This window comes from Candidatus Binataceae bacterium, from assembly GCA_035508495.1.
Taxonomy (GTDB): domain Bacteria; phylum Desulfobacterota; class Binatia; order Binatales; family Binataceae; genus JASHPB01.
The window spans coordinates 76,475-103,290 of record DATJMX010000002.1 but is presented as its reverse complement, the minus strand read 5'-3'; the positions used below and the strand labels follow the sequence as shown (position 1 = coordinate 103,290).

21 protein-coding genes are annotated in these 26,816 nt (G+C 62.1%); 19 read left to right on the top strand and 2 right to left on the bottom strand.

From position 1 onward, the window contains the following. Positions 1–149: 149 nt before the first annotated feature. The 4 genes from VMA09_01510 (at position 150) to VMA09_01495 (ending at position 3,172) form a co-directional block, all read left to right on the top strand. Positions 150–650, top strand: coding sequence for a transcriptional repressor (locus tag VMA09_01510; protein HUA32254.1), 501 nt, complete (start codon positions 150–152; stop codon positions 648–650). A 63-nt stretch (positions 651–713) separates the two neighbouring features. After that, positions 714–1,130, top strand: coding sequence for a rubrerythrin family protein (locus tag VMA09_01505; GenBank protein ID HUA32253.1), 417 nt, complete (start codon positions 714–716; stop codon positions 1,128–1,130). Positions 1,131–1,244: 114 nt separating this feature from the next. After that, positions 1,245–2,594, top strand: coding sequence for an anaerobic glycerol-3-phosphate dehydrogenase subunit C (locus VMA09_01500; protein HUA32252.1), 1,350 nt, complete (start codon positions 1,245–1,247; stop codon positions 2,592–2,594). Then, a complete protein-coding gene (locus VMA09_01495; protein HUA32251.1) occupies positions 2,591–3,172 on the top strand; it encodes a DUF3501 family protein in 582 nt (193 codons plus the stop codon). Before VMA09_01500 ends, VMA09_01495 begins: the two co-directional genes overlap by 4 nt. An 89-nt stretch (positions 3,173–3,261) precedes the next feature. Here the strand turns inward: VMA09_01495 and VMA09_01490 are convergent, their stop codons facing one another. Then, positions 3,262–4,833, bottom strand: coding sequence for a hypothetical protein (locus tag VMA09_01490; GenBank protein HUA32250.1), 1,572 nt, complete (start codon positions 4,831–4,833; stop codon positions 3,262–3,264). Positions 4,834–5,510: 677 nt separating this feature from the next. On the opposite strand from VMA09_01490, the gene VMA09_01485 reads away from it, so the two are divergent. From VMA09_01485 to VMA09_01435, 11 genes are all read left to right on the top strand, one after another. Continuing rightward, the gene (locus VMA09_01485; GenBank protein HUA32249.1) at positions 5,511–7,406 is read left to right on the top strand and encodes a hypothetical protein; all 1,896 of its coding nucleotides are present in this window, start codon (positions 5,511–5,513) and stop codon (positions 7,404–7,406) included. 118 nt (positions 7,407–7,524) lie between these two features. Next, positions 7,525–8,040 (top strand): transcription termination/antitermination NusG family protein, encoded by a 516-nt coding sequence (locus tag VMA09_01480; protein HUA32248.1) that lies wholly within the window; start codon positions 7,525–7,527, stop codon positions 8,038–8,040. Between the two features lie 4 nt (positions 8,041–8,044). Continuing rightward, positions 8,045–8,629: a hypothetical protein gene (locus tag VMA09_01475; protein HUA32247.1), complete on the top strand. Its 585-nt coding sequence runs from the start codon at positions 8,045–8,047 to the stop codon at positions 8,627–8,629. 435 nt (positions 8,630–9,064) lie between these two features. Continuing rightward, positions 9,065–12,190 (top strand): SLBB domain-containing protein, encoded by a 3,126-nt coding sequence (locus VMA09_01470; GenBank protein ID HUA32246.1) that lies wholly within the window; start codon positions 9,065–9,067, stop codon positions 12,188–12,190. 12 nt (positions 12,191–12,202) lie between these two features. Next, positions 12,203–12,889, top strand: coding sequence for a lytic transglycosylase domain-containing protein (locus VMA09_01465; protein HUA32245.1), 687 nt, complete (start codon positions 12,203–12,205; stop codon positions 12,887–12,889). Next, positions 12,876–14,561: a capsule assembly Wzi family protein gene (locus VMA09_01460; protein ID HUA32244.1), complete on the top strand. Its 1,686-nt coding sequence runs from the start codon at positions 12,876–12,878 to the stop codon at positions 14,559–14,561. Before VMA09_01465 ends, VMA09_01460 begins: the two co-directional genes overlap by 14 nt. 7 nt (positions 14,562–14,568) lie before the next feature. Beyond that, on the top strand, positions 14,569–15,609 hold the full coding sequence (locus VMA09_01455; protein HUA32243.1) for a hypothetical protein: 1,041 nt from the start codon (positions 14,569–14,571) through the stop codon (positions 15,607–15,609). A gap of 62 nt (positions 15,610–15,671) precedes the next feature. After that, a complete protein-coding gene (locus VMA09_01450) occupies positions 15,672–16,862 on the top strand; it encodes a glycosyltransferase family 9 protein (GenBank protein ID HUA32242.1) in 1,191 nt (396 codons plus the stop codon). Beyond that, a complete protein-coding gene (locus VMA09_01445; protein HUA32241.1) occupies positions 16,859–18,079 on the top strand; it encodes a glycosyltransferase family 4 protein in 1,221 nt (406 codons plus the stop codon). Before VMA09_01450 ends, VMA09_01445 begins: the two co-directional genes overlap by 4 nt. Before the next feature lie 13 nt (positions 18,080–18,092). Continuing rightward, entirely contained in the window at positions 18,093–18,914 is an 822-nt protein-coding gene (locus tag VMA09_01440; protein ID HUA32240.1) for an FkbM family methyltransferase, read from the top strand. Next, a complete protein-coding gene (locus tag VMA09_01435) occupies positions 18,886–20,118 on the top strand; it encodes a glycosyltransferase family 4 protein (GenBank protein HUA32239.1) in 1,233 nt (410 codons plus the stop codon). The genes VMA09_01440 and VMA09_01435 overlap by 29 nt, the downstream gene beginning before the upstream one ends. Before the next feature lie 12 nt (positions 20,119–20,130). On the opposite strand, the gene VMA09_01430 is transcribed toward VMA09_01435, so the two are convergent. After that, positions 20,131–21,066, bottom strand: a complete 936-nt coding sequence (locus tag VMA09_01430) for a hypothetical protein (protein HUA32238.1) — start codon at positions 21,064–21,066, stop codon at positions 20,131–20,133. Between the two features lie 76 nt (positions 21,067–21,142). Between VMA09_01430 and VMA09_01425 the strand changes: the two genes are divergently transcribed. The 4 genes from VMA09_01425 to VMA09_01410 are packed head-to-tail and all read left to right on the top strand — an operon-like array spanning position 21,143 to position 26,694. Beyond that, positions 21,143–22,228, top strand: a complete 1,086-nt coding sequence (locus VMA09_01425; GenBank protein HUA32237.1) for a glycosyltransferase — start codon at positions 21,143–21,145, stop codon at positions 22,226–22,228. After that, the gene (locus VMA09_01420; GenBank protein HUA32236.1) at positions 22,225–23,745 is read left to right on the top strand and encodes a hypothetical protein; all 1,521 of its coding nucleotides are present in this window, start codon (positions 22,225–22,227) and stop codon (positions 23,743–23,745) included. The genes VMA09_01425 and VMA09_01420 overlap by 4 nt, the downstream gene beginning before the upstream one ends. A 10-nt stretch (positions 23,746–23,755) precedes the next feature. After that, positions 23,756–24,928: a glycosyltransferase gene (locus tag VMA09_01415; protein ID HUA32235.1), complete on the top strand. Its 1,173-nt coding sequence runs from the start codon at positions 23,756–23,758 to the stop codon at positions 24,926–24,928. Positions 24,929–24,933: 5 nt separating this feature from the next. Next, on the top strand, positions 24,934–26,694 hold the full coding sequence (locus tag VMA09_01410; protein HUA32234.1) for a carbamoyltransferase C-terminal domain-containing protein: 1,761 nt from the start codon (positions 24,934–24,936) through the stop codon (positions 26,692–26,694). The last annotated feature ends 122 nt before the right edge of the window (positions 26,695–26,816 follow it).

The window sequence follows — 26,816 nt, the reverse complement described above, 5'->3', positions numbered from 1 at the left end:
GGCTACCCATAGCCTTTACCTGCTCCTCGCGTCAAGTGGTTCAGTGCCCAAATCGGAGGCTTTGTTCACAGTTCGCGATGCAAAATGCATCGTTGGTGCGAGCCGTTGACAGGAATGAGAATCAGATGATAATTACTATTATCTAAGAAATGGAACTAAACTGGGTTAATGAAGGGCGCCGCGCCGGATATGCTGCCGAACGGCTGGCCGAATTCGCCGAGCGATGCCGCCAGGGCGGACTGGCGGTCACCCCGCAGCGCCTTGCGATAATTCGCGCACTGTTGGCCTCTGCCGAGCATCCCCGCGCCGATTCGATCTACGCCGAGGTGCGCAAGGAGCATCCGTACATTTCGCTGGCGACCGTGCATCGCACGCTCGAGACTCTGTGCGAGATCGGCGAGGCGCGCAAAGTGACGATGCTGCACGACAGCGCGCGCTACGACGGCAACATCATGCCGCATCATCACGTGGTATGCATCAAATGCCGTCGCATCCGCGACATCGAAATTCCCGAGCTCGACGATTTGCTCAAGGGGCGCTCGGAGTTGGGCGAATTCAAGCTGCTCGGCTCGTCGCTCGAAATCCACGCGCTGTGCGAGGACTGCGCACCGCAAAAGACCAAACGCCGCGCCAAAAGCGCGAGCGGCTGAAACCGCAATACATTGTTCGGCGGCTCAACGGAGATTACCGCCGTTCAGGAGGGCAGGAGAAAAGTGAAATCACTCAAAGGATCAAAGACTCATCAGAATCTCAAGGACGCTTTCGCGGGTGAGAGCCAGGCCAACCGCCGCTACCTCTACTTCGCGAAGGTCGCCGACGTCGAGGGTCAGCCCGAGATCGCGGGCTTGTTCCGCGACACCGCCGAGGGCGAGACCGGCCATGCGCACGGCCATCTCGACTATCTCAAGTCGGTGGGCGATCCCGTGACCGATCAGCCGATTGGCGATTCGCATTCGAACCTGAAGAGCGCCGTGCACGGCGAGACCTACGAGTACACCGACATGTATCCGGGGATGGCCAAGACCGCGCGCGACGAGGGTTACCCCGAGATCGCCGACTGGTTCGAGACGCTGGCCAAGGCCGAGAAGTCGCACGCCGGACGTTTCGCCAAGGCTGCCGACACTCTATAAGCATCGCGAATTCTGAAAGCCCGGGGGTTGCGCGCGTTGGCACGCGATCCCCGGGGCTTCGATTCTCATCCGCCCGCATCTGGCGGTGCCGACCGCCGGTAAATCATCATCATAATGAGTCGTATCGAATCAAAACCGACTGACGGTCTTACCTACAATCTGAATGACCCGGAATACTGGAATCGTGCGGGCCTCGACAAGGAGCTCATGCGCGGCTTCGACATCTGCCAGGGATGCCGCCTGTGCTTCAACCTGTGCCCCTCGTTCCCGGCGCTGTTCGAGGCCGCCGATCGCAACGAGCAGGACGTGCGCGGGCTGACCGAGGCCGAGCGCGAGCGCGTCGTCGATCTTTGCTACGAGTGCAAGCTGTGCGAGGTGAAGTGTCCCTACACTCCGCGCGACGGCCACGAATTCCAGCTCGATTTTCCGGCGCTCCTGATGCGCGCCAAGGCCGTGCGCGCCAGAGAGCGCGGCGTCGGCATGCGCGAGAAGGCGCTCGGCAATCCCGATTTGCTGGGCAAGGTCGGCAGCATGACGCCCCGCGTTGCGAACTGGGGATGCCGGCAGAAGTTTCAGCGCGTGGTGATGGAGAAGCTGCTTGGAATCCATCGCGACAAGAAACTGCCCGATTTCGCGGCCGAGACCTTCGACAAGTGGCTCGCGCGCAATCCTCTTCCGCAGGCGCCCGCTGAGCCTTCGGCGAAGGTCGTGCTTTTTCCGACCTGCTTCGTGAACTACTACAACCCCGGACCCGGCAAGGCCGCGGTCAAGGTGCTCGCGAAAAACGGATGCGACATCAAATGCCCGAAGCAGAACTGCTGCGGGATGCCGGCGCTCGACGGCGGCGACGTGGAGTTCGCGCGCAAGCAGGCGCGCGCCAATATCGATTCGATGCTGCCGTTGGTGCGGCAGGGCTACAAGATCGCCGCGATCAATCCGACCTGCTCGATGACGATGCGCAAGATTTATCCGAACCTGCTGCCGGGCGACGACGTCAAGGAATACGCCGCGGCGATCATCGACACGCACGAGCTGCTCTACCAGGTGCGGCGAGACGGCAAGTTCAGCAAGGACTTTAAGAGCACGCCGGTTAGTATCGCGTACCACGTCCCATGTCATCTGAAGGCGCAGGGCATCGGCTTTCGCTCGCGCGACCTGATGCGCCAGATTCCGGGCGTCCAAATCGCGACGGTCGATGCGTGCACGGCGCACGACGGCACCTGGGCGATGAAGAAGGAGTTCTTCGAGCTCTCGATGAAGTGGGGCGAGAAGGCATTCTCCGGCATGCGCGACGCCGACGCGAAAATCATGGCGACCGATTGTCCGCTCGCCGCGGTGCAGATCGAGCAGGCGACGGGAGTGCGGCCGATTCATCCGGTCGAAGTGCTCGCGCGAGCCTATGACGAGAATGGCTTTCCCGATCGCGTGCCGCCGCCGGCGTCGCCCGAGGAGCGATCAGCATGAAACCGATTTCATTCGACGAGATTCTTTCAGCCGAAAATTATGATCGCGTGCGCGATCTGATTCGCCCGCTTGTCATCCAGGAAAAGAACCGGCGCCGTCTCATCGTCGGCTCGCATATCACGCTGCTTTTCGAAAATCGGCAAACGGCGTGGTACCAAATCGAAGAGATGGTGCGCACCGAGAAGCTCGCGGCGCGCGAGGCGATTCAGCACGAGATCGAGACCTACAACGAGCTGGTGCCGCAGGGCGGCGAGCTGGTCGCGACCATGCTCATCGAATACTCGGAAGTGCGCGAGCGCGACGCGGCGCTGCGGCGGCTGGTCGGCCTCGAAAGGCACATGTGGCTCGTGGTTGATGCCAAGCGTCTTGCGGTCAAGTTCGACGATCGCCAGATGTCAGACGAGCGCGTGAGCTCAGTGCAGTTCGTGCGCTTTCCATTGGACGGTACGAGCGCCGAGCAATTTCATACGCTGGCGCAGGCGGGTAAGGTCAGGATCGAAGTCGATCATCCAAACCTGGCCGCCGAGGCGCCGATCGCAGGCGCGCTCGCAGACGCGCTCAGCGAAGATCTGCGCTGACCAGGTTTTCGTAAGATTCCAGAAATGCGAAGGCCCTCGCGCCATACGGCGCGAGGGCCTTCTTGCTAGCCTGATCCGGCTTGTTTATTTCACGGGACCGCCTCGGCATTCGGAATCGTGAGGCCCCACGGTAAGATCATCTTGCTGAGGTTGGTGTTGCCGCCGATGACTACCGCAGGCGACGCGTTGCCTGACGCGGTAGGAGCGAACTGCTCGAATTGGCCGGTCAACGGGTTGGCCACAAAAATCGCGTCAAGGTAGCCCTTCGCCGAGACGAGGGCAGCAATACCTTCCGGCGAGCGCAGGCCAGTGAGGTCCTTAATATGCGGATTGGAACTCGAAGAGATGACAGTAGGCGTTTCCCCGGAGAATTTGCCGCCCTCAACAAGAACGGTGCAGCCGTTCGCGAAAGTGGCAGGAGTAGTGCCGAAAGGCTGCGCGCAGAAGGGCGCTGTGCTGATGTACGTCGGGATACTGGAGATCGAGCCTCTGCCGACTGGACCGCCCCTTGCGTCAGTCACCAGGAGTTGAGGTCCTGACCCCCCAGTCGCGCCGAACGCGATGTACTGCGGGTCAACGAATTCGCCCAGCCCAGTGAGGCCGCTACCGAGCGGTGCCATCGCTTCAACTATTGTGTCGGGAGTGCCATTAGCCACACCGAAGTCTTCGCTGATGAGTCCGCGTCCGAAAGCAATGCCATTGCCGATTGCTTCTTCCAACTCGGGTTCGTACACGGTGATCGTGCCCGTAGCCGAGTCCACCACGAAGACTGCATGCGTGTAGACCTTGCCATAGTAGCCGATGGGCGCGTTCACGCCGCCCAAGGCTCCACAACCATAATTCGACGTTGGATATCCGGGCACGCAGACCTGAACCGAGCCCTCACCCGGGGAGACCGCGATTCCGACCGGCGCAACGATCCCCGACGTAATGATGGTGCCCGGGTATCTAGCACTGGCCGACGTGTACACTGAAGAGCACGCCTTGATAACTCGAACCGGAATCGGGTACATGACATTCGGAGCCGTAAGCGTAGAACCGTTAGGCACGAACTCCTCGATCGTCCCCGGAACCGGGCAGATATCGATCGACTTGCTGTTACAGACGCCCGGGGCCGTAACGGCGCACGAGGGCGTGCCAAAATCCGCCACCCACAGATCGCCATCGGCGTCCCACGAGACTCCATCGGGGATGTCCGTGCTGGGAGATATTAAGCTTTGAACGGGCCCCTGATTACCGTTAGCAGCGGCAGAGTAAATGTAGGTTGCTCCGCCAACAGCCGCAGTTCCGCCCAGCGCAGTGGCTGAGTTCGAGACCGCAAAGAAGTTGTCGCCGGGGCTGTACTTGATATCCGTGGCGTTGAGCAGTCCGACCGCGCTGCCGTGGAGGTACTGCGTTGGGCCCGAATTTAGTTGGCTTCCGAGTTTGAAGACCTCGATCGATGATAGAGATGCTCCAGTCAGATTCGCTCCCCCGCCGGCGCTGACAATTGCGACCGGGCTGGCGGTTATCTTTGGAGCCGCTGGGGCTGCCAGAACGGACGAGCCCGTTGAAACAATCAGCGCCGTCGCCGCCAGTGTTCCAGCCACTCTGGCAAGAAGCGGCGGCCGGTTCGATACCGGGTGCGCAGACCCGTTTTCGTTTCCTCCGATGGTCACCATATTCAACCTTCCCTGATGCATTCTGTTACCCCCGCCTAATTCACGCGGCCGCTTCAACCTATTTGCATTTCCGCCCCGAGGATTTCGCCGTCATCGCGCGCGAGCCCGCTATCTGCTCGAATCGCCACGTGGTACCCCCGCTGACAGACATATCGGTGGCCTTACCTACACTGATCAGATTGGAAATTCAAGCGGGTAGTAACGGAGCCTTAACTTTGCGCAATCGCGCAACAAGCGCCCAAACCGTTTCACAGAAAATTCAACTTGTCTCAATCCCTTTAGGCTCACAGTGTTTAGGCGTTGGCTAAATGAAGCAAGTTTCTGAATCTCATGGAGAGCGCTGCACGGTTTCGACCGCCCCGCCTTCGCGCTGCTCGAAGTAGCATCTGCCTGTCCCTTCAGCGCTCAAATTCTTTTATCTCCACCCCACCGCATCCGGGATTTTGGTTCTAAACATCAGGCTTTTGAAAATCACCGGCGGCTTACGAGGCTATTGCGAGCAGATGACAGAGACGTGCCGCCTTCTTGACAACGTCTCGTTCAGAATGGTACGAAACGCCCGTTCGTAGGGTTTGACTGGCGGCGCGATTGTGTGTCCGCGCCATCAGTCTGTGAGGGGTTACTACATAACCGCGAGGGCTCCAACTGGCTCGGGGGTGCTTATGCTGAATGGGAAAATGGGACGAGGCGCTCAGTTGCGCCTGCTGTTGATCGGTGCCGCTGCTGCGGCCACCACACTCTGGTCAACGGTCGCGAAAGCAACAATCACGCAGGGTGATTTTTCGGTCTTCGGGTTTTTTGAAACCCGCGAGGGCGGGCAATGGGGTGAAGGCAGCGCCGTCAACAACGGTACGGCGAGCACCTTCGTAACCGGTCCCGGCGGCACCGTCTCGGTAATACCCGGTAAAGCGGCGACGGAGACCGGCGGCAGCTTCGACTTCAACCATTGGGATCTGAACGAAATGCGGCAACTCGCCGACATCCGTCCCGATTACCACATGGTCAAGAACTATAAGCTGCTTGGCCGCTTCGACACGTTGATTCTGAAGGACGCCGACTTCTTCGCTTTCTATCGGCCCTGGTACGACGCCGAAGGGACGCTGAAGAACAAGGGTATCGCAGAGCCCAATCGCGACTTCAGCAATTACACGCATTCGGAACTCCAGCAGGAATATTTCAAGGACGACCTGCGCGAGTACTACGCGCAGCTCAATTTCACCGACAACTTCTCGGCTCGTGTCGGCAAGCAGCAGATCATCTGGTCGGAAGCTGACGCGCTGTCAGGTACCGAAGTTACCAACATCGTTAATGCGACCTGGCACGGCTTCTACGGTGCGGAATCGCCCGAAGACCAGCGCACCAACGTGCAGATGATCAAGTTCAACTACATTCTGCCCGACTTCCTCAAGACGGCGAATAACGAACTTGAAGCGTTCATCATCCCGGGCGACCTCCAGGCGCAGAACGGTCCTGCCGTCAACGTGCAGACTGACTCCCGCAATCCCTGGGTTGTGCCATCGACGCTGACGCTGGGCGGCACGCTCTACAATCAGAACGGCCAGCCCTATCGCGCTCAGTATCTCGGCAACGCCAACCTCGGCTACGCCGGCTCGGGTGGCGGCGGCATGCTGTTGTTTCCCGGTTTCAACTTCGTCGACCTCGCAACCTCGACCGGCAATCCGTTCATGCACATGAGCAAGATGCCGAGCCGTTCGCTGGAGAACAGCGAGTTCGGCTTCCGCGCCTCTTCGCTGCTGCCGATCGGTGACGGTCTCCAGGCAAGCTTCATCTACCTGTACGAGTATCGCGACGAAAACCTGAACGTTAATTGCGCGCAGTGCACCGCGACACAGGCGGTCCAGGCAATGGGCTCGAACGCCGCGGGCATCAACCCGGCCACGGTTATCAAAATCGCTCCGGGCGAGTTCTATATTCCTGGCGCTTACCAGTTCGGCCAGCCGCTGCCCGGTGTGCCGAAGTCGGGTACTTTCGCGGTCCTCGACGAAACCGACTGGCGCCGCAACAATTTCTTCGGCTTGACCGGTACGTACTACGACAAGGCGCTGACCGACATCGTGTACCGCTATGACGTCCTGTGGGAACCGCGCTACGGCGACGTGGGAACCAGCACCAGTCCGGAGGGCTCGGTCACTTCGGAGCGCGCCCGCTTCATCATCGCTGGCGACCGTCCGACCTACATCCCCTGGATCTCGAAGCAGCACACGTTCCTGACCGCGCAGTACGTCAACACCTGGTTCCCGGATCGTCCGACCAACGCGAGTTCGTTTCCGACCGCAGGCAAGTTGCGCGAAGATGGGAACTTCTTTTTCCTGTCGGCCGTCAACTGGCTGATGAACGGTCAGCTCACGTCGGGCAACGTGTTCCAGTGGGATATCGACGACAACGTCGGCGCGGTTGGATCCAGCAACACATTCCGTTACTCGCGCAATATCCTGATGGGCGCGAATACGATCTGGTTCCTCGGCCGCAGCGGTCGTAACACGGATCCGTTCCTGTACAGCCGTTCGCAGCGCACGAACCTGCTCGAGTTCACGCTGACCTACGAAATCTAGTTCCCGGGTTTCTTAGCGAGAGCGGCTGGGGCGAATGCCTCAGCCGCTCTCTTTTTGTCTGGACCACTGGCGTGCCGCGCTTCATGCTCCTAGCATGGTCTCTGACATGGGAGCCGAAATGGATGCAGCCACAGCGAGCGACTGGTATCTCATCCGCACCAAGACCGGCAAGGAGCGCTGGGTCAAGGATCAAATCGCCCCGCTCGCGAACGAGGTCTTCCTGCCGCTTTTGAAGGCGCGCGCACCGCGCTGGGGCCGCATGGCAGAGTCGATAGGCCCGCTGTTCCCGTGCTACCTCTTCGCGCGCTTCAATCTCAAGGAGCGCTATTTCGATATCAAGTACATGGCGGGCGTGCGCGGTATCGTCTCGGCCGGGATGGATCCGCTCGCGGTGCCTGAAACGATCGTTACCGAGATCCGCCGCCGCGGCGTCGACGATATCATCGAGATTCCTGACAAGCCTTTAGGCGCGGGCGAGAAAGTGACGGTGGTTGATGGACCGTTCCGCGGCTTCGAAGCGATCTTCGAGCGCTACCTGTCGGGGACCGAGCGCGTCGCGATCTTGCTGAGCGCCGTCGAAGCAAGCGGCCTGCGGGTGGTTCTCTCCGCCGCCGCCGTCGCTAAGTCAGACTGATTCTTTGAACATCACGCGCAGCTCGATACTGGCGGGCACGCTTGCGCTGGCGATGGTGGTGAGCGCCGGATGTGCGCAAGCGCCCGAAGGATCGAACGCGCCCACTGCCGCGGCCGCCGCGGTGATCGGCCTGTTCATGGGCGACCCGCGCACGATGACTTCGTTTCTCGGCGTCAAGTTCGGCGACTCGCTCGAGCACGTGCAGCGCACGATGCCGAAGGGCGAAGTGAAGAGCGCCCCCTATGGCGCAGACGCATACAGCGTCGAGAACTACGAAGTGGATTCGATCCTATGGGAGCACGTGATCTTCGAGTTCACCGATCGAACCGGGATGCAGCTCGTGATGGCGCGCTTTTCCGCGCCGTCTGCCGACACCGTGTTCGACATGCTGGAGAAGGCGTTCGGTAAGCCCGCCAGGACGCATCAGGGGCCGGGCACATCGGCCTCGAGCCTCGATGCGATGTGGGAGCTGCCGCACGGCGAGCGCATCAGCTTTGACGGTCCAAATCGGCTGGTGGCGGTCGTTGGTCCCGCCGGAGGACCGCTGCGGCAGGACATCGAGCTGTCGCAGACAAACGGGCTGATCTAATCTGGCCAGCCGCCAAATCCATTCGCATCGATGTTCAATCGATCGCTACATCCGAAGAGATGTGCATCGATCGGCAAGAGCCGAATTTTGCCTTGACGCTTGGAGATTTAGCGTGTTAAAGAGAATCATTGAATTTTTGAACGGTACTAGACCAAACAGACCCAACGATAACCTCCACGGGTTTTTCTGTGCGACGACGGCGTGCTATTTATCTGCGTCGGCGTCCTGCTTGAGGCGTCATCTTCGCCTGTCATAGATGGGATGGCGGACGCATATTCGACGCGTACGCTGCGAACAGAGGCATCTGAAAATTCTCACCATCAACATCGACTCCATTGCCCTTTCATTTGATTGATAATGGGCTATGATTGCACCCCGTATTATCAGGCTAGCGGGGAGGAAGGCCGCGCCGAACAGCGCTTGCTTTCTGTAATAATGGGCGAGCTGAGATATCCGAAAGCCCTTCTGATCGCGCTCGCGATCCTCGCGATCGTCATTTTTGGCGGCCGCGCGCGCGCGCAAATGGGCGCATCGGGGATGAGCTCAGGAGGCTACGACGGCTCCGGCGGGGCGAATCCTTCGATGCGTGATCCGCTCTCCAATCCCTTCAACGTCAATCCCACCGACGACGACTCCGACAACCCCAACGGCGCGCCAAACAATCCAAACGGCCGCGGTGCGGCGGCGCTGTGTGCCGATCCAAACGATCCCAATGCTGCGAGCTCCGGTCTGCCGCCATGCGCGCAGCCGGGGACGGCGGGCGAGAACGGCGCGACAGGCATGAACGGATCGGATGACGGCTCATCTTCGGGCGATGAAAACGGCGCCGGCGGCATGGGCAGCAGCTCGCTTCGCGGCATGAGTGGCTACAACAACGGCGGCTTGGGTGGCGCCGGAAGTTCTCTTGGCGGCGGGATGAGCGGTGCAATGGGCAGCGGCCTCGGCCAGCAGTTCGATCGTCAACGCCTGACCACGATGATGCAGCAGCTCGGCATCTCGGCCGACGAGATCGGCAACCTCAAATCGCAAATGGCCTCAGGCGGACTCTCGCCGGATGACATGCAGGAGCTCTGTCTCCATCTCGCCTCGCGTCAAATCGGCCCCAACGATGTCGCCGGGATCGGCCGTGCGCTCGGGCTTTCGTTCACCGACTCTCAGCTCGATCAATTGAAAAGCTGCACGCAGCTCTCCTCGCCCAATGGCGATACCAATACCAACCCGCCGGGCCGGGAGATGGGCATGCAGGTTGGCGCGGGCGGGGCGGGCGGATTCAGCGCACCGCAACAGGTGTCGTCGATCGAGCAAACGTTCAGGGGGCTCGATACCGCGCAAACGCCGGCCGCGCCTTCGACGCGCAACCTTCAGCAATTCGGCTATTCGATTTTTTCACAGCGAGTTTCGACCTTCGCGCCGGTCGCAAACGTGCCCGTGGGCAACGACTACGTCATCGGTCCCGGCGATCAGCTCCGGATGCTGATGTGGGGGCGAATCAACAACACGCTGTCGCTCAACGTCTCGCGCGATGGCTCGGTGATGATTCCTGAGATCGGCCCGCTGCAGGTGGCCGGTCTGACCTTCGAGCAGGCCAAGCATCTCATCGAAGGGCACGCCTCGCAGATAACCGGGGTGCAGGTCGAAGTCACGATGGGCAAGCTCAGGACGATCCAGGTGTTCGTCGTGGGCGAAGTCCAGCAGCCCGGGGCCTACACGGTAAGCTCGCTCTCGCACGTCTCCAACGCGCTGGCGGCCTCGGGCGGAATCACCAAGATCGGCAGCCTCAGGCGCATCGAGCTCCGGCGCGGCAACCAGGTCGCGAAGTCGATCGATCTCTACAATCTGTTACTCAACGGCGACGCGCGCGGTGACGAACAGCTGCAGCCGAGCGACGTAATCTTCGTGCCGGTGATCGGCCCCGTCGCGGGCGTCGCCGGCGACGTGAAGCGGCCCGCGATCTACGAGCTGGCCAGCAACGCCGAGAGCCTCTCCAACGTGTTGCGCCTTGCCGGTGGAATCAGCGCGTTCGGATATTCGCAGCGGGTCCAGGTCGAGCGCGTGGAGAACCACGACAAGCGGATCGCGCTCGATGTCGATCTCGACCAGATGCGCTCGCAGCGCGTTACGGTCCGCGACGGCGACCTGATCAAGGTTTATCCAGTGCTGCCTGAGCAGCACGACGTGGTCGTCGTGCGCGGCAGCGTGAACCGGCCCGGCAAATTCGAGTGGCATCAGGGGATGCGGGTCTCGGATTTGATCGCACAGGCCGAGGGCGTCGCGCCGCATACCTTTTTCAAGTACGCGCTGATCCGCCGCCAGGAGGGCCGTGAGCGCGCGATTCACATGGTGCCGGTCGATCTCGGCGAAGCGCTCGGCGATCATATCGATGGTTCCGACGACGTGGTCCTCAAGCAGCAGGACGAGCTCACGGTATTCAGCGAATCACAGATGAAGTACCTGCCGACCGTGCAGGTCTTCGGTGAGGTGCGCAATCCCGGCTACTACGTCCTGAGCCAGGGCATGCGCGTAAGCGATCTCGTCTACCTCGCGGGCGGGCTCAAGGACGACGCGTATCAGAAGCAGGGTGAGCTCGCGCGCACCGAGGTGATCAACGGATCGCACACGACCCACACCACGATGGACGTGAACCTGCGCGGGGCGCTCGACGGCCTGGTGGAGAGCAATCCACAACTGGTTGCCAATGATCAACTGTTTGTGCAGCGAGCCTCGGATTGGCATCTGCCGTGGGTTGTTCAGGTCCGCGGCCAGGTGGCGCGTCCGGGACCCTATACAATTCATGACGGCGAGCGAATCGCGTCGGTGATCGAGCGCGCCGGCGGTCTGCTTCCCGATGCTTACCTGCCGGCCACCGTGCTGATTCGCCAATCGATCCGCCGCGAACAGCAGCAGCGCCTCGACGAGGCGCGCCATCGCCTGCAGGCCCAGGTCGCGCATCTGCAGATGAATCCGCAACTGCTCCAGGCCTCCACCCAGCAGCCGAATCCGCAAAGCGCCGCGATGCAGGCGCAGACCCTTAACATGGTCGAGCGCGTGCTCGCCGAGACTGAAAGTCAGCAGGCCTCGGGCCGCCTCGTGATCCACATGCGGCCGCTCGACCAGCTCGCTAACTCGCCTGACAATATCGCGCTGGTCGATCAGGATTCGATCGCGATTCCGCGTCGGCCCGCGGCGATCAACGTGCTCGGCCAGGTCTACAATCCGGCCGCAATCGTTTTCCGGCCCGGACTTACGACGCGCGATTACCTCGACCAGGCGGGCGGTCCCAACCAGGACGCCGACAAGGACCACATCATGGTGGTCAAGGCCGACGGCTCGGTGCTGACCGACGACGGAATCAAGCAGAGCAAGCGCTCCTCGATGTTCCCGCTGCTGCCGGTCGTGTCGGGCGGCCTGATGTCGGCGTCGCTCGAGCCTGGCGATACGATCTACGTGCCGGAGAAACTGATCTTCGAAAACAAGATGCAGGAAACCGCGACGATCGCTCAGATCGTCGCCAATGCCGCCACCGGACTCGCGGTGGTAGGCATTCTGGCTTCGAGCCTATGAGGATTTAGCGGCGTGAAGGCCCAGCGAATCAGCGTGGTCGCCACGATTTGGCTTATGCTCTGCGTAAGCGTGGCGGCGGCGCAGGCTGGAGCTCCACGCAACGCCGACGTCGATACCGAGCGGCTGTTCCGCGCCGCCGGCGTTCTCTACGGCCTTGATCCTGATCTTCTGGCCGCGATTGCCCGGGTCGAATCGGCCAACAATCCCGGCGCCGTCTCGCCCAAAGGCGCCGAAGGCTTGATGCAACTGATGCCGGCGACGGCCGAGCGCTTCGGTGTGATGGATTCCTTCGATCCGGTGAGTAATACTGCCGGCGCCGCGCGCTTTATCAACTACCTGCGCCAATGGCGCCTCGAGCACGGGGCGGATGCGCCGCTGACTCTCACCGAGGTGCTCGCGGCCTACAATGCCGGCGTGGGTGCGGTGCAGAAGTACGGCGGGATCCCGCCCTATCCGGAAACCCAGGATTACGTACGCAAGGTCTTGATCGCCTACCTGTTTGGCGATACCCACAGTGAGCTGCGAGAGAAACTGGGAGTAGTGCCGGCGCCGGAGCAGAAACAGCCGGCGAAGAACGCCGCTTCCCATAACTCTGACGCTCTGACCAAGCTGGCGGAGATCAAGCGGCTGCGGGAGGCCGCGCTCGAACGCCAGCAGATCGCCGGACCTGCAGCAGGAGAATCGCATGACGCCAACTAGACATCGGCGCTCCGCGTTGCTGCTCACAGCGTCGTTGCTATTGGCGTCCCTGCTGGCCCTTGGCGCACCGCGCGCCGCGTATGCCTCGACCTATGCCGCCTATCTCCCGCTCGACGATTCGATTTACGACGAGCTCGACACGCTCAACAATATCGGCTTGCTCGAAAGCTACGTCTCCGAAATAAAGCCCATCTCCCGGGTCGAAGCCGCGCGCCTGGTACTCGAAGCGCAGTCGATCGAATCCGAAAGCCAGACCCCCAACGAGCTCGCCGAATCGATTATCAGCGCCCTGCGTGCGCAACTGCCTGAGGAGATCGCCTGGGTTGAGAAGGATCGAGAGGACGATCTGCCTTCGATGATCCATCCGGTCGAGCGCGTCACGGCCTCCTACATCAATTCGCAAGGCCAGCGCCGCGAGATCGAAGGGGTCAGCGGCGGCGGTCTGAACTTCCGCGAAGGCACACCGCTGTTGCCCTACGACAATAACCTTCCGACTTCGTCAGGCAGTAACGAAGCTCTGCTCTGGGACGGATGGGGCGGCTTCGGCGGATTCCTCACTGGCTATGGCGAGGGGTCGCTCGCCGGGCCGATTGGCAGAGAGCCGTCATACGCGAGCCGCGCGCAGTTGCTGATAGGCGCCGCGGTCGTGAGTCTCGGCAATACCGCGATCTCGTTCGGGCGCGAACAAATGTCAGACGGCGTCGGGACGATCGGTGGACTCTCGCAGAGCACTAATGCCGCGCCGTTTCCGGCGCTCCGAGTGCGCAATATACATCCGGGGCATCTGCCGTTTTTCTTCCGCTACCTCGGGCTCGTGCACTACGACGTCTTCATCGGCCAGCTCGATACGGAGCGGACCTTCTCGAGTCCCTGGATCGCCGGCCAGGCGGTGGGATTCCGCACTCTGCCGTGGCTCGATTGGGGCATCACCCACGACATCATGTTCGGCGGCAGCGGCAACAACAATTACAACGCGATGGGCTTCCTCGGTCGCGCCACCGGCTTCGATACCGGTAATCCTCAGGGCGCAAACACCAATTCGCGCTTCGGCATGTATGCCAAGTTCTACGTTCCACAGCTGCGCTACACGCAGTTCTACGGTGAGATTCTTGGCGAAGACTATTTCCAGCCGTTTGGCAACAAGCTTCCGCTCAAGACGCCCTTCAAGGGTCCATCGTACGACGCCGGTATTTATTGTCCCCAGGTGACCAAGGATGCGCGCACCACGTTCGGCATCGAGTGGATCTTGACCGATCGTGAGTATTCGACGCACAACGATTCGCTCTATTGGACCTACGACCAGGCGTTGATGGGTAATGCGCTGGGCCCGGGCGCGTGGAACTTCAACGTCGATGCGGGGCGCTGGGTCACGACCGCGGCCAAGCTCGATCTGAGCCTCTTCTACACCTATCGAGTGCCGCCCACCTTCACCCAGGTGTCGCAGATTGCCGGCTTCGCCAACAAGAACGAGACCAGCTGGGGCTTCGCCTTCGACTTCCTGCATCTGCCGATCGAGATGACGCGTTTTGCCGATACCCTCGGCGAGGTGCGGGCCCGCACCGGCCTGGAATACGTGAGCGACATCAACTACTCGACTCACGACTCGCTGCGCGCTCTGGTCCAGTTGTCTTTTGGCCTGACGCCTTCATGGCCGAGCTTCACGTGGCATTAATCCGCTGATGGATTCGAACGGCAACAGCCGTCACACATCGTATCTCGCCCACGAAGCGCCCGAAGCCGCGGGTCAGCTCAGTGACACGCAGTTTGCTGCGCTTCACCTGCTGTACTACGTGCAGCTGCTGTGGTCGCGATGGCTCTTGATCGTGGCCGCGACCGTCGCCGCCGGCCTCGGTTACGGACTCGTCACTAAATTCGTGCTGGTCAAGTTTTATCGCGCGCAGGCCGTGATCGCACCGATCTCGTCGTCGGGCGGGCTTGGTTCGATGTCGGGTGCGGGCGACATGATGGACAGTATGGGCGGCGGGTTGATGTCGCTCTTCAATCTCGCAAGCGGCGGCGACAGCGCCAGCGTCGCCGAGCGCTACCTGTCGATCATGAACAGCTACGCCTTCACGACTGAGCTCATCAAGCGCTACCATCTCGAGCGCAAGATTGTCGATTCCAACAGCAAGAACGCACCGACCGTCACGCGCTGGCAAATGCATCGCGCGCTGCTGAGCCGCTTCTCTGCCGAGTACAACTATCGCAGCGGCAACCTCGAGCTTTACTTCCAGGATCCCAATCCCGACGACGCTCAGCGAATTCTCGGCTACTACCTCGACAACCTGCGCGACAAGCTCCGCAACGAGGAAGTGCAAAGCGCATCGGCCGCGGCGATTTCGCTTCAGGATGAAATCCGCAAGACCTCCGACGCCCTTCTGCAGACGCAACTCTACGAGTTGATGGCGCGGCAGGTGCAGCGCGAGAAAGTCGCTCAAGTGCAGGCCGACTTCGCCTTCAAGGTGATAGAGCCTCCGGTCGTGCCCGACAACTATTATGCGCCGAGTGCCCGCAAAAACGCGGTCGTCGCGTCAGCGCTCACCTTCACGCTCCTGTGCGGATGGTTTATCGCATCGGATTTCGTCAAGCGCGCGCGCACGCGCCTCGCGGATATCCAGCAAGCCGAGCCCGTCCCGCAGCCGCAGCCATCCGAGCCGCAGAGCGGCGAGGTTGCCGAGAGTTCTGCGCGCTCTGTGCGCACGCTGAGACCGCGGACCTGAGCGCCGCCTGGACGGCGCACTGCGATCTGAATCACTGCGTCGTCTTCTTCGCATCCCCAGCATTGTTCGGATCACGTCAGAAGGCGCAAATCGCCAATGCGCTCGCCGGAAGCGCCAACTCCTTCCTGCGTGCGATGCGCAAGTGCGTCTGGCCCGCGCTGCTTCCCGAGGCGCCCGAACGCGTCTGTATCTACCGCATCGGCAATATCGGTGACACGGCGTGTGCTATACCCGCACTCGATGTCATCCGGCGGGCGTTCCCGCGCGCTCGTCTCACGATGGTCACGTCGCCGGGCTCGCCCGGGATGCCGGGCGCTCGCGAGCTGCTGGCAAATGCGGGGCTAGTTGATGAAATCATAGTCTATTACCCGAGCGAGCTTGCGGATCTTCACGGCAAACTCAGATTCATGGGCGAGATGCGCGCGCGGCGCTTCGATCTCTGGATCGAACTGCCCGTAGTCGCGGCCAACTTCCCCACCTTGCTCCGCAATATGATCGCGGCGCGCGCCGCCGGAGCCGCCTTCGGATGCGGCTGGCGCTACGCGGGGTTGCGTCTTTTCAAGCAGGCTCAATCCGCGGAACTCGAGTTTCCCGGCGAAGTCGATCGCCTGCTGGCCCTGCTGCGCGAGCAAGGATTCGCCGCGGGCGCGCCTCGGTTCCCGCTGGCGCTATCGAGCGTCGAAGGCGACGCCATCACCAGGATTCTCAACGACGCAGCGAGCGCATCGCGGCCGCTCGCGGCGCTCGCACCGGGGGCAAAGGCCTCGCCGAACAAATGGCCCGCTGAGCGTTTTGCCGAAGTCGGCCGTGCGCTAACCGCGCGCGGTCTCGGCGTCGCAATCCTGGGCGGTCAACCGGACTCTTCGCTTTGCGAGGATATCGCGGACGCGATCGGCACTGCTGCTTTCAACCTCGCGGGCCGCACCTCGGTCCGCGAGTCATGCGAGTTGCTCAGCCGAGCGGCGCTTCTCGTTTGCAACGACTCGGGCGTGCAGCACCTGGCTGCCGCTGTCGGTACGCCGTGTGTGGCGCTTTTTTCGTGCCGCGATTTTCGCGGCAAATGGTGGCCGCATGGCGCGCAGCACGTTGTGCTCCGCAAGCAGGTCGATTGCCACACCTGTCTGCTCGACACCTGCCCGCGCGACAATCTGTGCATCAACCTGATCGAAGTGCGCGAGGTCGTCGAAGCCGTCGATCAAATCCTCGCCCGCTCATTCACCCGCCAAGCTGCGTCCATCGGGCGCTCCAGATGATCGATCGCCGCTACAAGATCGCGGTCCTCTCCACGCATCCGATTCAGTACCAGGTCCCGCTCTTTCGCCGGCTCGCCGCCGATCCCGCGATCGATTTGCAGGTGTTCTTCTTCAGCGACCATTCGGTGAGCGGCGCCAACGATGCCGGGTTCGGGGTTCGCGTCAAATGGGATGTCCCGCTGCTCGACGGCTACCGCTACGAGTTCCTGCCCAGTGTCGGCGCGCGCGATGTCCTCACTTTCTGGCGGCCCTTCAGCTACGGCCTCGCGCGGCGCCTGCGCGAAGGCGCTTACGATGCACTCTGGGTGCACGGTTATGGTCATCGCGGGCTGCTCGCCGCGATCGCGGCCGCGCGAATGAGTGGGATGCGCCTGCTGCTGCGCGGCGATTCGCAACTGGGCGACGATCCACGTAATCCGACGAAGCTATGGCTCAAGCGCGCGATGATTCCGCGCCTCTTCCAGCAGTTCGACGGCTTCCTCGCGATCGGCACGCTCAACCGCGAATACTACCTGCGTTACGGTGTCGCGCCCGAGCGAATCTTCATGATGCCCTATGCCGTGGACAACGCCTTTTTTCGCGAGCGTGCCGAGCACGCCCATCGCGTGCGCGAGGAGTTCCGCGCCGCGCTCGGCCTCGCGCCGGAACGACCCGTAGTCCTCTACGCGTCGAAGCTCCAGGCGCATAAACGTCCGATGGACTTGCTCGCGGCTCACGCGCGTCTCCTGCGCGGCCAGGGCGACGGTCCGCATCCATATCTGCTCTTCGTCGGCGACGGTGAAGAGCGCGCCGCGCTCGAGACTCGCGCTGCAGAGCTGCCGGGCGAGTCGGTGCGCTTGCTCGGCTTCCGCAATCAGACCGAACTGCCCGCGCTGTTCGATCTTGCCGACCTCTTCGTGCTGCCTTCGGAGCGCGAGCCCTGGGGGCTCGTCCTCAACGAGGCGATGAACGCCGCCTGCCCGCTGGTTGTGAGCGATCACGTCGGCGCCGCGCCCGATCTGGTCGCCAACGGCGTCAACGGGTTCGTTTACCCCTGCGGCGATATCGCCGCGCTGGCCGATCGAATCTCAAAGGTGATCGAAAATCGCGAGCGCGCGGAGCAGATGGGCCGCGCCTCGCTCGAGCGCGTCGCGCAATTCGATTTCGAGGCCGACGCCGATGGCCTCTTCGCTGCGATGGACACGTTGACCAACAACGCGCGCCGCGCCGCGGCGTAGGCCGCGCGACTTCATGAACCGCCTGGAAAAAATCGCGATCTCGGTCCGTCATACGCCGGGCCTCGACAATGCGGAATGGTTGTGGCGCCGCGTCCGGCCCGCTTACGATCGAATGCTTCGGAGGTTGGGGTCGCACAAGGGCCTTGAGCGCACGATCAACGGCGTCGATCGAATTCGCCTGAGCCCTCTCTCACGCGGGTTCGTCGACGAGAACTACGAACCGCAGGTTTGGAATCGCGTGATGCGCGAAGTGCGGCCGGGCGACCGAATCGCGGAAGTTGGCGCCCATATTGGTCTCTACTCGCTGGCCTTCGCGCGCCGCGCCGCTGCCGGCGGTCACGTCGTGGCGTTCGAACCAGAGCCCGACAATGCGCAGACGCTCGAAGCGAACATCGCGGTGAACGGCTGGCAGGATCGGATCACCGTCGTCCGCGCCGCCGTCGGAGATCGCTGCGCCAGCGTGCGGTTTGCCGCCAACTTTGGATGCGAAAGCCATGTGCTTCGCGGCGATGAAGCATCGCAATCCGCGCTCGAGGTTCCGATGGTTACGCTCGACAGCTATTTCCCCGACGCAAAAATCGACCTGCTGAAGATCGATGTCGAGGGCTTCGAAGAACTCGTTCTGCGCGGTGGATTGTCGCTGCTGGCGGATAAACGTCGCCGCCCGCGGCTGATTCTCATCGAAGTGCATCCATTCGCATGGGAAGCCGTGGGCACCAGCAGTGATTCCCTCCTCGGACGCCTGCGCGAATGCGGTTACGGCGTCGAAACCGTAGCTGGAATCGCTGTCACGCGGATCGTTGACTATGGCCACGTCGTTGCCATCCCAGGCTGAAGGAATCGCAAGCTCCGTCGCTGCTGTCCGATCGGCGAAGCCCGCGCTGCTGATGGCGGTTTACGCAAACGCCGACGTCTACGTCCCGACGGTCGCGGCGGCGCATATACTCGCGCACCAGTTCAGCCTCACGATCGTGTCGCGTAATTCAGACGAATCGTATCTGGATTGGCCTGCGGGTATTGAGGTTGAGCGAATCGGACCGCCGGTGCCGATGCGCCAGCTCGAAACTGCGAGTCCCCTCAGCAAGGCGCGAGAGTTCCTGCGCTACCTGGGAGAGCTGCGCCGCGCGTCATCGCGCCTCGCGCCCGCGATTTTTTACGCCTACGATCCGATCGCGCTGGCCGCGGTCATGATGATCCGCAGCAAAGGCCCGGTGATTTTCCAGTGTCATGATGCGCCTGCGCTTGAGAAACTTCCCTTGCGTTCGCTTCAAACCTGGCTCATCAAATACGCACTCAGGCGCACCAGTGATGCGGCGGTAGTCGTGTTTCCTGAGAAGAACCGGGCGGCCTACTGGCTGCACGCGGCTGGCGACAGGCGCGCGGCGATCATCGTGCCCAACGGCGCGCCGCGCGATTTCTTCCAGCCCGACAGCGACTGGTGCGATCTCGCCGCGCAACGCTGGACGGCCCGCCGCGTTTTCTACCTGTCGTCGATGGGATCGGAAAACGGTCAACTCGAAGCTATCGATGCCTGCGCGACCGCCGGAGTCCCTCTCGACCTGGCGGGCCGCTCGTCGCCGGAGTTTCGCGCGAGCCTGGAAAAGCGCGTAGCCACCAACGATCCGGCCGAGCGGATTCGAATCCACGGCAGAGTCGATGATGCTACACGGATGCGGCTCTTGCGCGACGCCGCGGTCGGTCTGCTTCTTTACAAGCCGGTTTCCAAGAACTGGGAATTCTCCGGCTCCGCTTCGACGAAGTTATTTGAGTACGGCGCAGCCGGACTGCCCGTTATCGTGCCCGATCGACGGAGTTATCGGGAATTCCTGGATGGCGAAGAATGGATTGCGTTCGTTGATATCGATGATCCTCGTTCGATTGCCGCCGGAATTAATTCGATTCTTGCCGATCGCGACCGCTATGTGACGATGAGCCGCGCGGCGCGCGCCGCTCACGAGAATCGGCTCAACTATGAGTTACTCTTCGAGCCCGTGCGCGCCCGCATAGCGGAGCTTACAAACCTCAACGGCCGCGCGTGAGCGGCGGATGCGTCACCAATACGAGCCGTTTTCCTGTAGCAGATACTTCGGCGGCCGCTCCTCGGCTGATGGCCGAGTCCACGAATCGTTGCGCACCGCATTGATGAAGCCATTTGATTCCCAGCGCGCGCCCAGGATCCCAAACATCAACTGCGTCGCGCCGCCAAGATGAATCGCAAAAGCGCCCAGCGACCTGGCGTGCATCGCGAGCGGAATCGACCACGCACCCGCGCCGATGAGCGCAACATCGAACGGCACGAGCGCCATTTGTTGTTTCAGCGCGTCCAGCGCTTCGAACCAGTCCGGGTACTCGGGTCGATCGATAAGCCCCGCGAGCTGTGGGCATCGCACGACGCGCAGATCGAACTCCGGCAGCACATCGGGCTTGGCGGCCCACACTTCGCGTCGACGCCGGTACTGGGACTGAATCGATTTCTCGAACGGACTGACCACGACCACCCGTTTGCCGGCCAGCCGCGCACTCCACGGACGCTGATGATAGTAGGGTTCCAGCGCCGTCAATTCGCACATCAGCGCCCGAGGTGCAAAGCGGCGGCGCAGGGCCGCTTCGCCGAAGTTGTACCACACGGCGAGCAAGTCGATGCCGCCAAGAGTGTTGAGATACTCGCGGCAGAAGCGCGAGAGCGTCGGCGCATCGGGCGGATAGATCCCCGACGAGACGTGCGCCCACCACGCGTAGTGACCGAAATTGTCACACTGGCCGTTATGATCGCGGCGCCGCAGGTAGACGCGCGCGAGCTTCATTTCCGTGGCGCCGATTTTGCCCGCCACGCCTGGCCGATCAATCATCGCCGCAATTCGATCGTTACCCGCCTGCGCGCCGAGAATATCCGCGCCGAGGTACTTGGCACGCTCGATCAGGAAGCGGTGCCGCGCGATAGGACGAACTGCGGCCTTGAGTCGATCGAGCAGCGTGGTCTGCGCCATTGCCGAGCACCAGGAAGCGCCAACTTTAACATCGCGGCGCGCGATAACAGAATGCGCGCACGCCGCGCCGCCTGAGATGCGAATTCTCTACACCGAGACCACCGAATACCTGCCCTCGAGCGCGCACTTTCTCGAAGCGCTGAGCGCCCGCGCCGCGACGGGAAGCATCGAGCTCGGGTTCCTCGACGAAGCCAGGTACCTGCCGGCCAACGCAACGATCGCCGGCCGGATTGCGCGCCGTATCGTGGGCCGCCCACTGCGCGGCTATGGCGAGATCAATCGTGCTCTGCTCGAAATGGCCGAGCGGTTGCGTCCCGAAATCGCGTTGATCGCAAAGGGCGCATTCTTCACGCCCGCGACTCTGCGCGCACTCAAGGCCGCCGGTGCGACGCTCGTCAACTATGCTGCCGACGATCCCTTCAACCCTGCGAGCGGTTCACGCGACCTGACCGAATCGATACCGCTCTTCGATCTCTACCTCTGCGCCCGGCGCGCCATGATTGCCGACGTTGAACGCGCCGGGTGTCCGCACACGGCCTACATCATGTTTGGCTATAAACCGGAGGTTCATTTTCCCGAGCCTCTCGCCAATGCCGAGGAGCGGGCGCGATTCGAATCTGACGTGGTGTTTATCGGCGGATGCGACCCGGATCGCGCGCCTTACTTCGAGCGCTTGGTCCGCGAGCTTCCCCAGCTTCGGATTCACTTACACGGCGGATACTTCGATCGCTATCCTGCGCTGAAGCCGCGTTGGCGCGGCCTCGTTTCTGGCGCCGATTATCGCAAGGCCATCAGCGGGGCGAAAATCGTGCTCAACCTCGTGCGCCGGGCCAATCGCGACGATCACGTGATGCGCACGTTCGAGGTGCCGGCCTGCGGCGGTTTCATGCTCGCCGAGCGCACCGCGACTCATGAGCAACTGTTCGAGGAGAACCGCGAGGCGGTGTTTTTCGACACCGCCGACGACATGGTCGCCAGGATCCGCGAATGGCTGGGCAGGGACGAACAGCGCCGGCAGATCGCCGCCGCCGGTCACGACAAGGTCGTGCAGGGGCATCACTCGTACGCCGACCGCCTCGACCAGATTCTCGCTCAGGCTCTTCGCCTGCGCGCGGACAAGCACCATCTCGAGGCGGGCGCATCGCCGGATCAGCCATCGTGAGCGCAGCTCCAAAAATCGCAAATCAATCGGAAAGTCTGCTGGCGATCGACTGGTACGGCCTCGCGTGCGGCGAGGGCGCGCGCCGCTTCACCCTCGGTGCGGGGGCAAAGCTCGTTGTCATTGCCGCGGCGTTGATCACCGCGTTGAATTTCTACGCGCCTGCGTCTCCGACCTTCATGGAGCGATTGCTGGCCTCGGCGATTATTCTGGCCTGCTTCGCGCCGACCTTGCTGTGGATGAATCGGACCGATCGCGCGATCCCGTTTCTGCCATTCGTCATGGTGTTTTTCGCGTTCACTTATGCCGTTCCGGTTTTCCTGCTGCGCAGGTTCTCGACCGAAGTATTCAGAGATCCCGAAACGCCCCATGACGTAACGTTAGCGCTTGCTTACTCGTTGCTCGGATTGATGTGCCTGTATGCCGGATACTACGGAATCGTCGGCCGCGCCGTCTCCGATATCCTGCCGCGCATAAACCTTCGCTGGCGCGATCCACGCGCGGTCAAGTTCGTGAGCCTGGCGCTGACATTGCTGGGGCTGGTGACTTCAGCGTCTCACGCCGAGAATCATGTACCCGAGCAGTTGGCTCTGATCCTGAGCTACGTCGGCGATTTCTCCCTGATCGGAATCTGCGCACTGGTCGCGCTGCAACTGACCGGAAACCTCGACCGTGTCACGTCAATCCTGATTTGGGGCGTGTTCGTTCCGACGCGGTTTTTCGCGGGCCTCGGCGGCGCCGCGCTGGCGTCCGCGATGGGCATCGGAATCATGATTCTCGTCATCTACGCGACCGTTCGGCGCAGGATTCCATGGACGATCTTCGCCCTGGGTATCGCGGTGGTCTTTGTGCTTCGCCCGATCGAGATTCCCTACCGCATCATGACCGGCAAGGGCGGCCCTCTCGCAGATGCGTCATTAGTCGAAAAAATCGGGGGTCTCGGTGACTTGCTCTATCGTGCGACGGTCGGAGGCATCGTTCCGGCGCCGGTGTTCATCGAGGCCTGCTCGAACCGCCTCGCGCAGTTCACGATTTTCGCTTCCGTCATCCATAACACTCCCGGTCGCGTTCCCTATTGGGAGGGCGAATCGTACGCTCCCCTGCTCACCAAGCTGATTCCCCGGCTCATCATGCCCGACAAGCCCGAGGAGATTAGCGGGCAGACCTTTGGACATCGCTACGGCCTGATCTCGAACTCGAATACCAACACGTCGGTGAATCTCCCCCAGTTGGTCGAGTGCTATGCGAATTTCGGCGTTCCCGGAGTGATCGTTGGAATGTTTCTGATCGGGCTTTTGTACCGGATGATCATTGCGATCTACGTGCATCCGCGAATGGGCCTGGGCGCGATGATCGGCGCGGTTTACGTCACGTCGCGAATTTTCGATATCGGGTCGGCCGCCTCGATGGTATTGGGCGGAATCCCATTCGACATGCTCGCAATGGCGATCTTCCACCTTGCGGTCGAAGTTCTCGAGATCGACGCGCGCGCGTTTATGCCCAGCGAGCGATCTGCGTAGCCGCGTGCCGATGAACGCCCGGCTCAAGATATTGCAGGTCACACCCTGGTTTCATCCCTCGACCAGGTACGGCGGAATTGTGGAGACTGCCTATCAACTCAGCCGCCATGCCGCCGCGGCGGGCGCCGCGGTGCGGGTGCTTACGACCGACGCTGATGGGCCGCAATCGCTCTCACGCGACGAGATGATCTCGATCGCTCGCGCCGGCAACTTCGAAGTAACCTGTTGTCATCGTGTCGCCAGGCAATCGGTCTCACCCGGGATGCTGCGCAGGTTGGCAAGCGAAGCCAGGTGGGCCGACGTGATCCATCTGCACGCCGCGTATTCGTTTCCGACCCTTCCAACGATGCTGGCCGCGCGACTCGCAGGGCGTCCCCTGGTGTGGATGCCGCACGGCGCGCTGCAACGATGGAGCGGCACCAGGCGGCGCAGCTTCAAGGCGATCTGGGAGAGCGCCTGCAAAGCCGCCGCTCCCGCGAACCTTGTGATCCACGTAACTTCGGCGGACGAGGCCCGGCAATCTCAGTCGCGTTTCCCGGGCGCCACCGCGGCAATCATTCCGAACGGTGTCGAGATTCCTGCCTCGATCCCTGCCCGGGCGCGCGCTGCGCAGTTGCGTCTCGGCTATATGGGGCGGCTCAACGAGATCAAGGCTATCGACAATCTCATCGCGGCCTGCGGCCTGATCCGCGATCGTGCGCGCGTTCCTTTCGAACTGCGGATCGCGGGGACCGGCGAGCCCGCATACGAGGAATTCCTGCGGCAGAAAATTAATGCGCTTGGCATCGCGAATCAGGTTACTCTCGCCGGTGAGATACGCGGCGCTGCCAAGTCTGATTTCTTTGCGCGCTCCGATGTGATTGTGCTGCCGTCGCATACCGAGAACTTTGGGATCGTCGTCGCCGAGGCGCTCGCCCACGGCCTTCCGGTCATCGCCAGCCGCGGCACGCCGTGGCAGGAGCTCGCGACTCGCGCGTGCGGCCTTTGGGTTGCCAACGATCCGCAATCGCTCGCCGGCGCAATCGAGCGCATCGCGTCGATGCCGCTGGAGGAGATGGGCGAGAACGGCAGGCGCTGGATGAGCGAGCGATATTCCTGGCAGCGTGTGACCGACGACTTGTTCGATCTTTATAACAGGATGATTACTCGAAGCCCGGGCGTTACACTGGCAGTCGCGGACTGAGCGCCATGCTGATCATCGGCATAAACGCCTACCACGGCGACGCCAGCGCGGCCGCGATCGTTGACGGCCAACTCGTCGCTGCCGTGGAAGAGGAGCGGTTCAGCCGGATCAAGCACTCCGCCGGCTTTCCCGCCGCGGCGTTGCGCTCCGTGCTGGCCGCGTCGGGAGCTACGCCGCGCGATATCGACATGATCGCGGTGGCGCGCGATCCGTGGGCGCGCATCCTCGCCAAGGCGTGGCGTGCGCTCAGGATGCCGGCCCTGGCGCGCGAGCGTCTGAGCGTTCGCGGCCGCTTCTCCTCGATCGGCGCCGAGGTGGCGCGGGTGCTCGAACTCGACTCCGAGCCCACTGTCGCTCGTGTCGAACATCACATGGGTCATCTCGCCAGCGCCTTCCTGGTCTCGCCGTTCGATGAAGCCGCGGTTTACTCGATCGACGGGCTCGGCGATTTCGCGAGCGCGATGTGGGGCGTCGGGCGCGGCAGCACGATCACGCCGATGGGCGCGATCACCTTTCCGCATTCGCTCGGGCTCTTCTACACCGCGCTCACCCAGTATCTCGGCTTTCCCAAGTACGGCGACGAGTACAAGGTGATGGGACTTGCATCGTACGGCGAGCCCGAGCTGCTCGACGAATTTCGCCGCGTGGTGATCGCCGATTCTGATACCATGGATTTCCGGCTCGCACCCGAGTATTTCACGCATCCACAGGGCGAAGCGGCTATGACCTGGGACGAGGGCGAGCCGAGAGTGGGGCGGCTCTTCTCGGATTATCTCGTCGAGTGGCTCGGGGCGCCGCGCGATCCTGCCGCGCCGGTTGAAAAGAAGCACATGGCGATCGCGTCGTCGATTCAGCGCCGGCTCGAAGAGGTCGTGCTTGATCGTCTGCGCACGCTTCGGCGCGCCACCGGGATGCGCAAGCTTTGTCTCGCCGGCGGCGTCGCCTTTAACTGCGTCGTCAATGGCAAAATCCTCGAGCAAACCGGCTTCGACGATATCTATATTCAGTCGGCGGCCGGCGATGCGGGCCTCGCGATCGGCGCCGCGATGTATCAAGCGCACAAGAACGGCGCGCGGCGCGACTTCGTGATGAATGATTCTTACTGGGGCCCCGAATTTAACGACGCGCAGATCGCCGTGCTGCTCGAGGCGCGCGCCAGCGAAATCTCGCGCGAGCGCTGCGAAGTTCGCCACGTTGATAACGAACAGGAGCTGTGCCGCACCACGGCCGCGGCGATCGCCGATGGCAAAGTGATCGGCTGGTTCCAGGGAAGGATGGAATGGGGTCCGCGCGCGCTTGGTAACCGCAGCATCCTCGCCGACCCGCGGCGCGCGGAGATGCGCGACATTCTCAATGCCAAGATCAAGCGCCGCGAGATGTTCCGGCCGTTCGCGCCCTCGATTGTCGAGGAGGCAACCGCCGAGTACTTTACTCAGTCCTATCCATCGCCCTTTATGCTGATGGCCTACGACGTCCGTGCCGAGAAACGATCCATCATACCGGCGACGACGCATGTCGACGGCACCGGGCGTCTGCAGACCGTGAACCGTGAGCAGAACCCGCTCTATCATGCGCTGATCGGCGAGTTCGGCCGCCAAACCGGCGTTCCGATTCTCCTTAACACTTCGTTTAATGAGAATGAACCGGTAGTGTGCAAGCCGGAGGAGGCGCTGGATTGCTTTCTGCGGACCAGGATGGATCTGCTGGTGATGGGTAATTACACGGTGCGGCGCGCCGGGACTGAGGAGCATCGGCCGCACGCCTGAGACGGCATCGCCGTGATTGTGAATCGCTAAGGAGCCGCGCTCCGGGGAATTTTTACGCGACTACTATTTCTGAATCGCTCGTTCTGGCCTGATATCGAGGCGACCGGTCAATTCCTGACCGA

Bases quoted from the DNA above. Each gene is read 5' to 3' on its own strand.
- VMA09_01510 (HUA32254.1), top strand. From the start codon at position 150: ATGGAACTAAACTGGGTTAATGAAGGGCGCCGCGCCGGATATGCTGCC.
- VMA09_01500 (HUA32252.1), top strand. From the start codon at position 1,245: ATGAGTCGTATCGAATCAAAACCGACTGACGGTCTTACCTACAATCTG.
- VMA09_01495 (HUA32251.1), top strand. From the start codon at position 2,591: ATGAAACCGATTTCATTCGACGAGATTCTTTCAGCCGAAAATTATGAT.
- VMA09_01490 (HUA32250.1), bottom strand. From the start codon at position 4,833: ATGGTGACCATCGGAGGAAACGAAAACGGGTCTGCGCACCCGGTATCG.
- VMA09_01485 (HUA32249.1), top strand. From the start codon at position 5,511: ATGGGACGAGGCGCTCAGTTGCGCCTGCTGTTGATCGGTGCCGCTGCT.
- VMA09_01480 (HUA32248.1), top strand. From the start codon at position 7,525: ATGGATGCAGCCACAGCGAGCGACTGGTATCTCATCCGCACCAAGACC.
- VMA09_01470 (HUA32246.1), top strand. From the start codon at position 9,065: ATGGGCGAGCTGAGATATCCGAAAGCCCTTCTGATCGCGCTCGCGATC.
- VMA09_01460 (HUA32244.1), top strand. From the start codon at position 12,876: ATGACGCCAACTAGACATCGGCGCTCCGCGTTGCTGCTCACAGCGTCG.
- VMA09_01455 (HUA32243.1), top strand. From the start codon at position 14,569: ATGGATTCGAACGGCAACAGCCGTCACACATCGTATCTCGCCCACGAA.
- VMA09_01445 (HUA32241.1), top strand. From the start codon at position 16,859: ATGATCGATCGCCGCTACAAGATCGCGGTCCTCTCCACGCATCCGATT.
- VMA09_01440 (HUA32240.1), top strand. From the start codon at position 18,093: ATGAACCGCCTGGAAAAAATCGCGATCTCGGTCCGTCATACGCCGGGC.
- VMA09_01435 (HUA32239.1), top strand. From the start codon at position 18,886: ATGGCCACGTCGTTGCCATCCCAGGCTGAAGGAATCGCAAGCTCCGTC.
- VMA09_01430 (HUA32238.1), bottom strand. From the start codon at position 21,066: ATGGCGCAGACCACGCTGCTCGATCGACTCAAGGCCGCAGTTCGTCCT.
- VMA09_01425 (HUA32237.1), top strand. From the start codon at position 21,143: ATGCGAATTCTCTACACCGAGACCACCGAATACCTGCCCTCGAGCGCG.
- VMA09_01415 (HUA32235.1), top strand. From the start codon at position 23,756: ATGAACGCCCGGCTCAAGATATTGCAGGTCACACCCTGGTTTCATCCC.
- VMA09_01410 (HUA32234.1), top strand. From the start codon at position 24,934: ATGCTGATCATCGGCATAAACGCCTACCACGGCGACGCCAGCGCGGCC.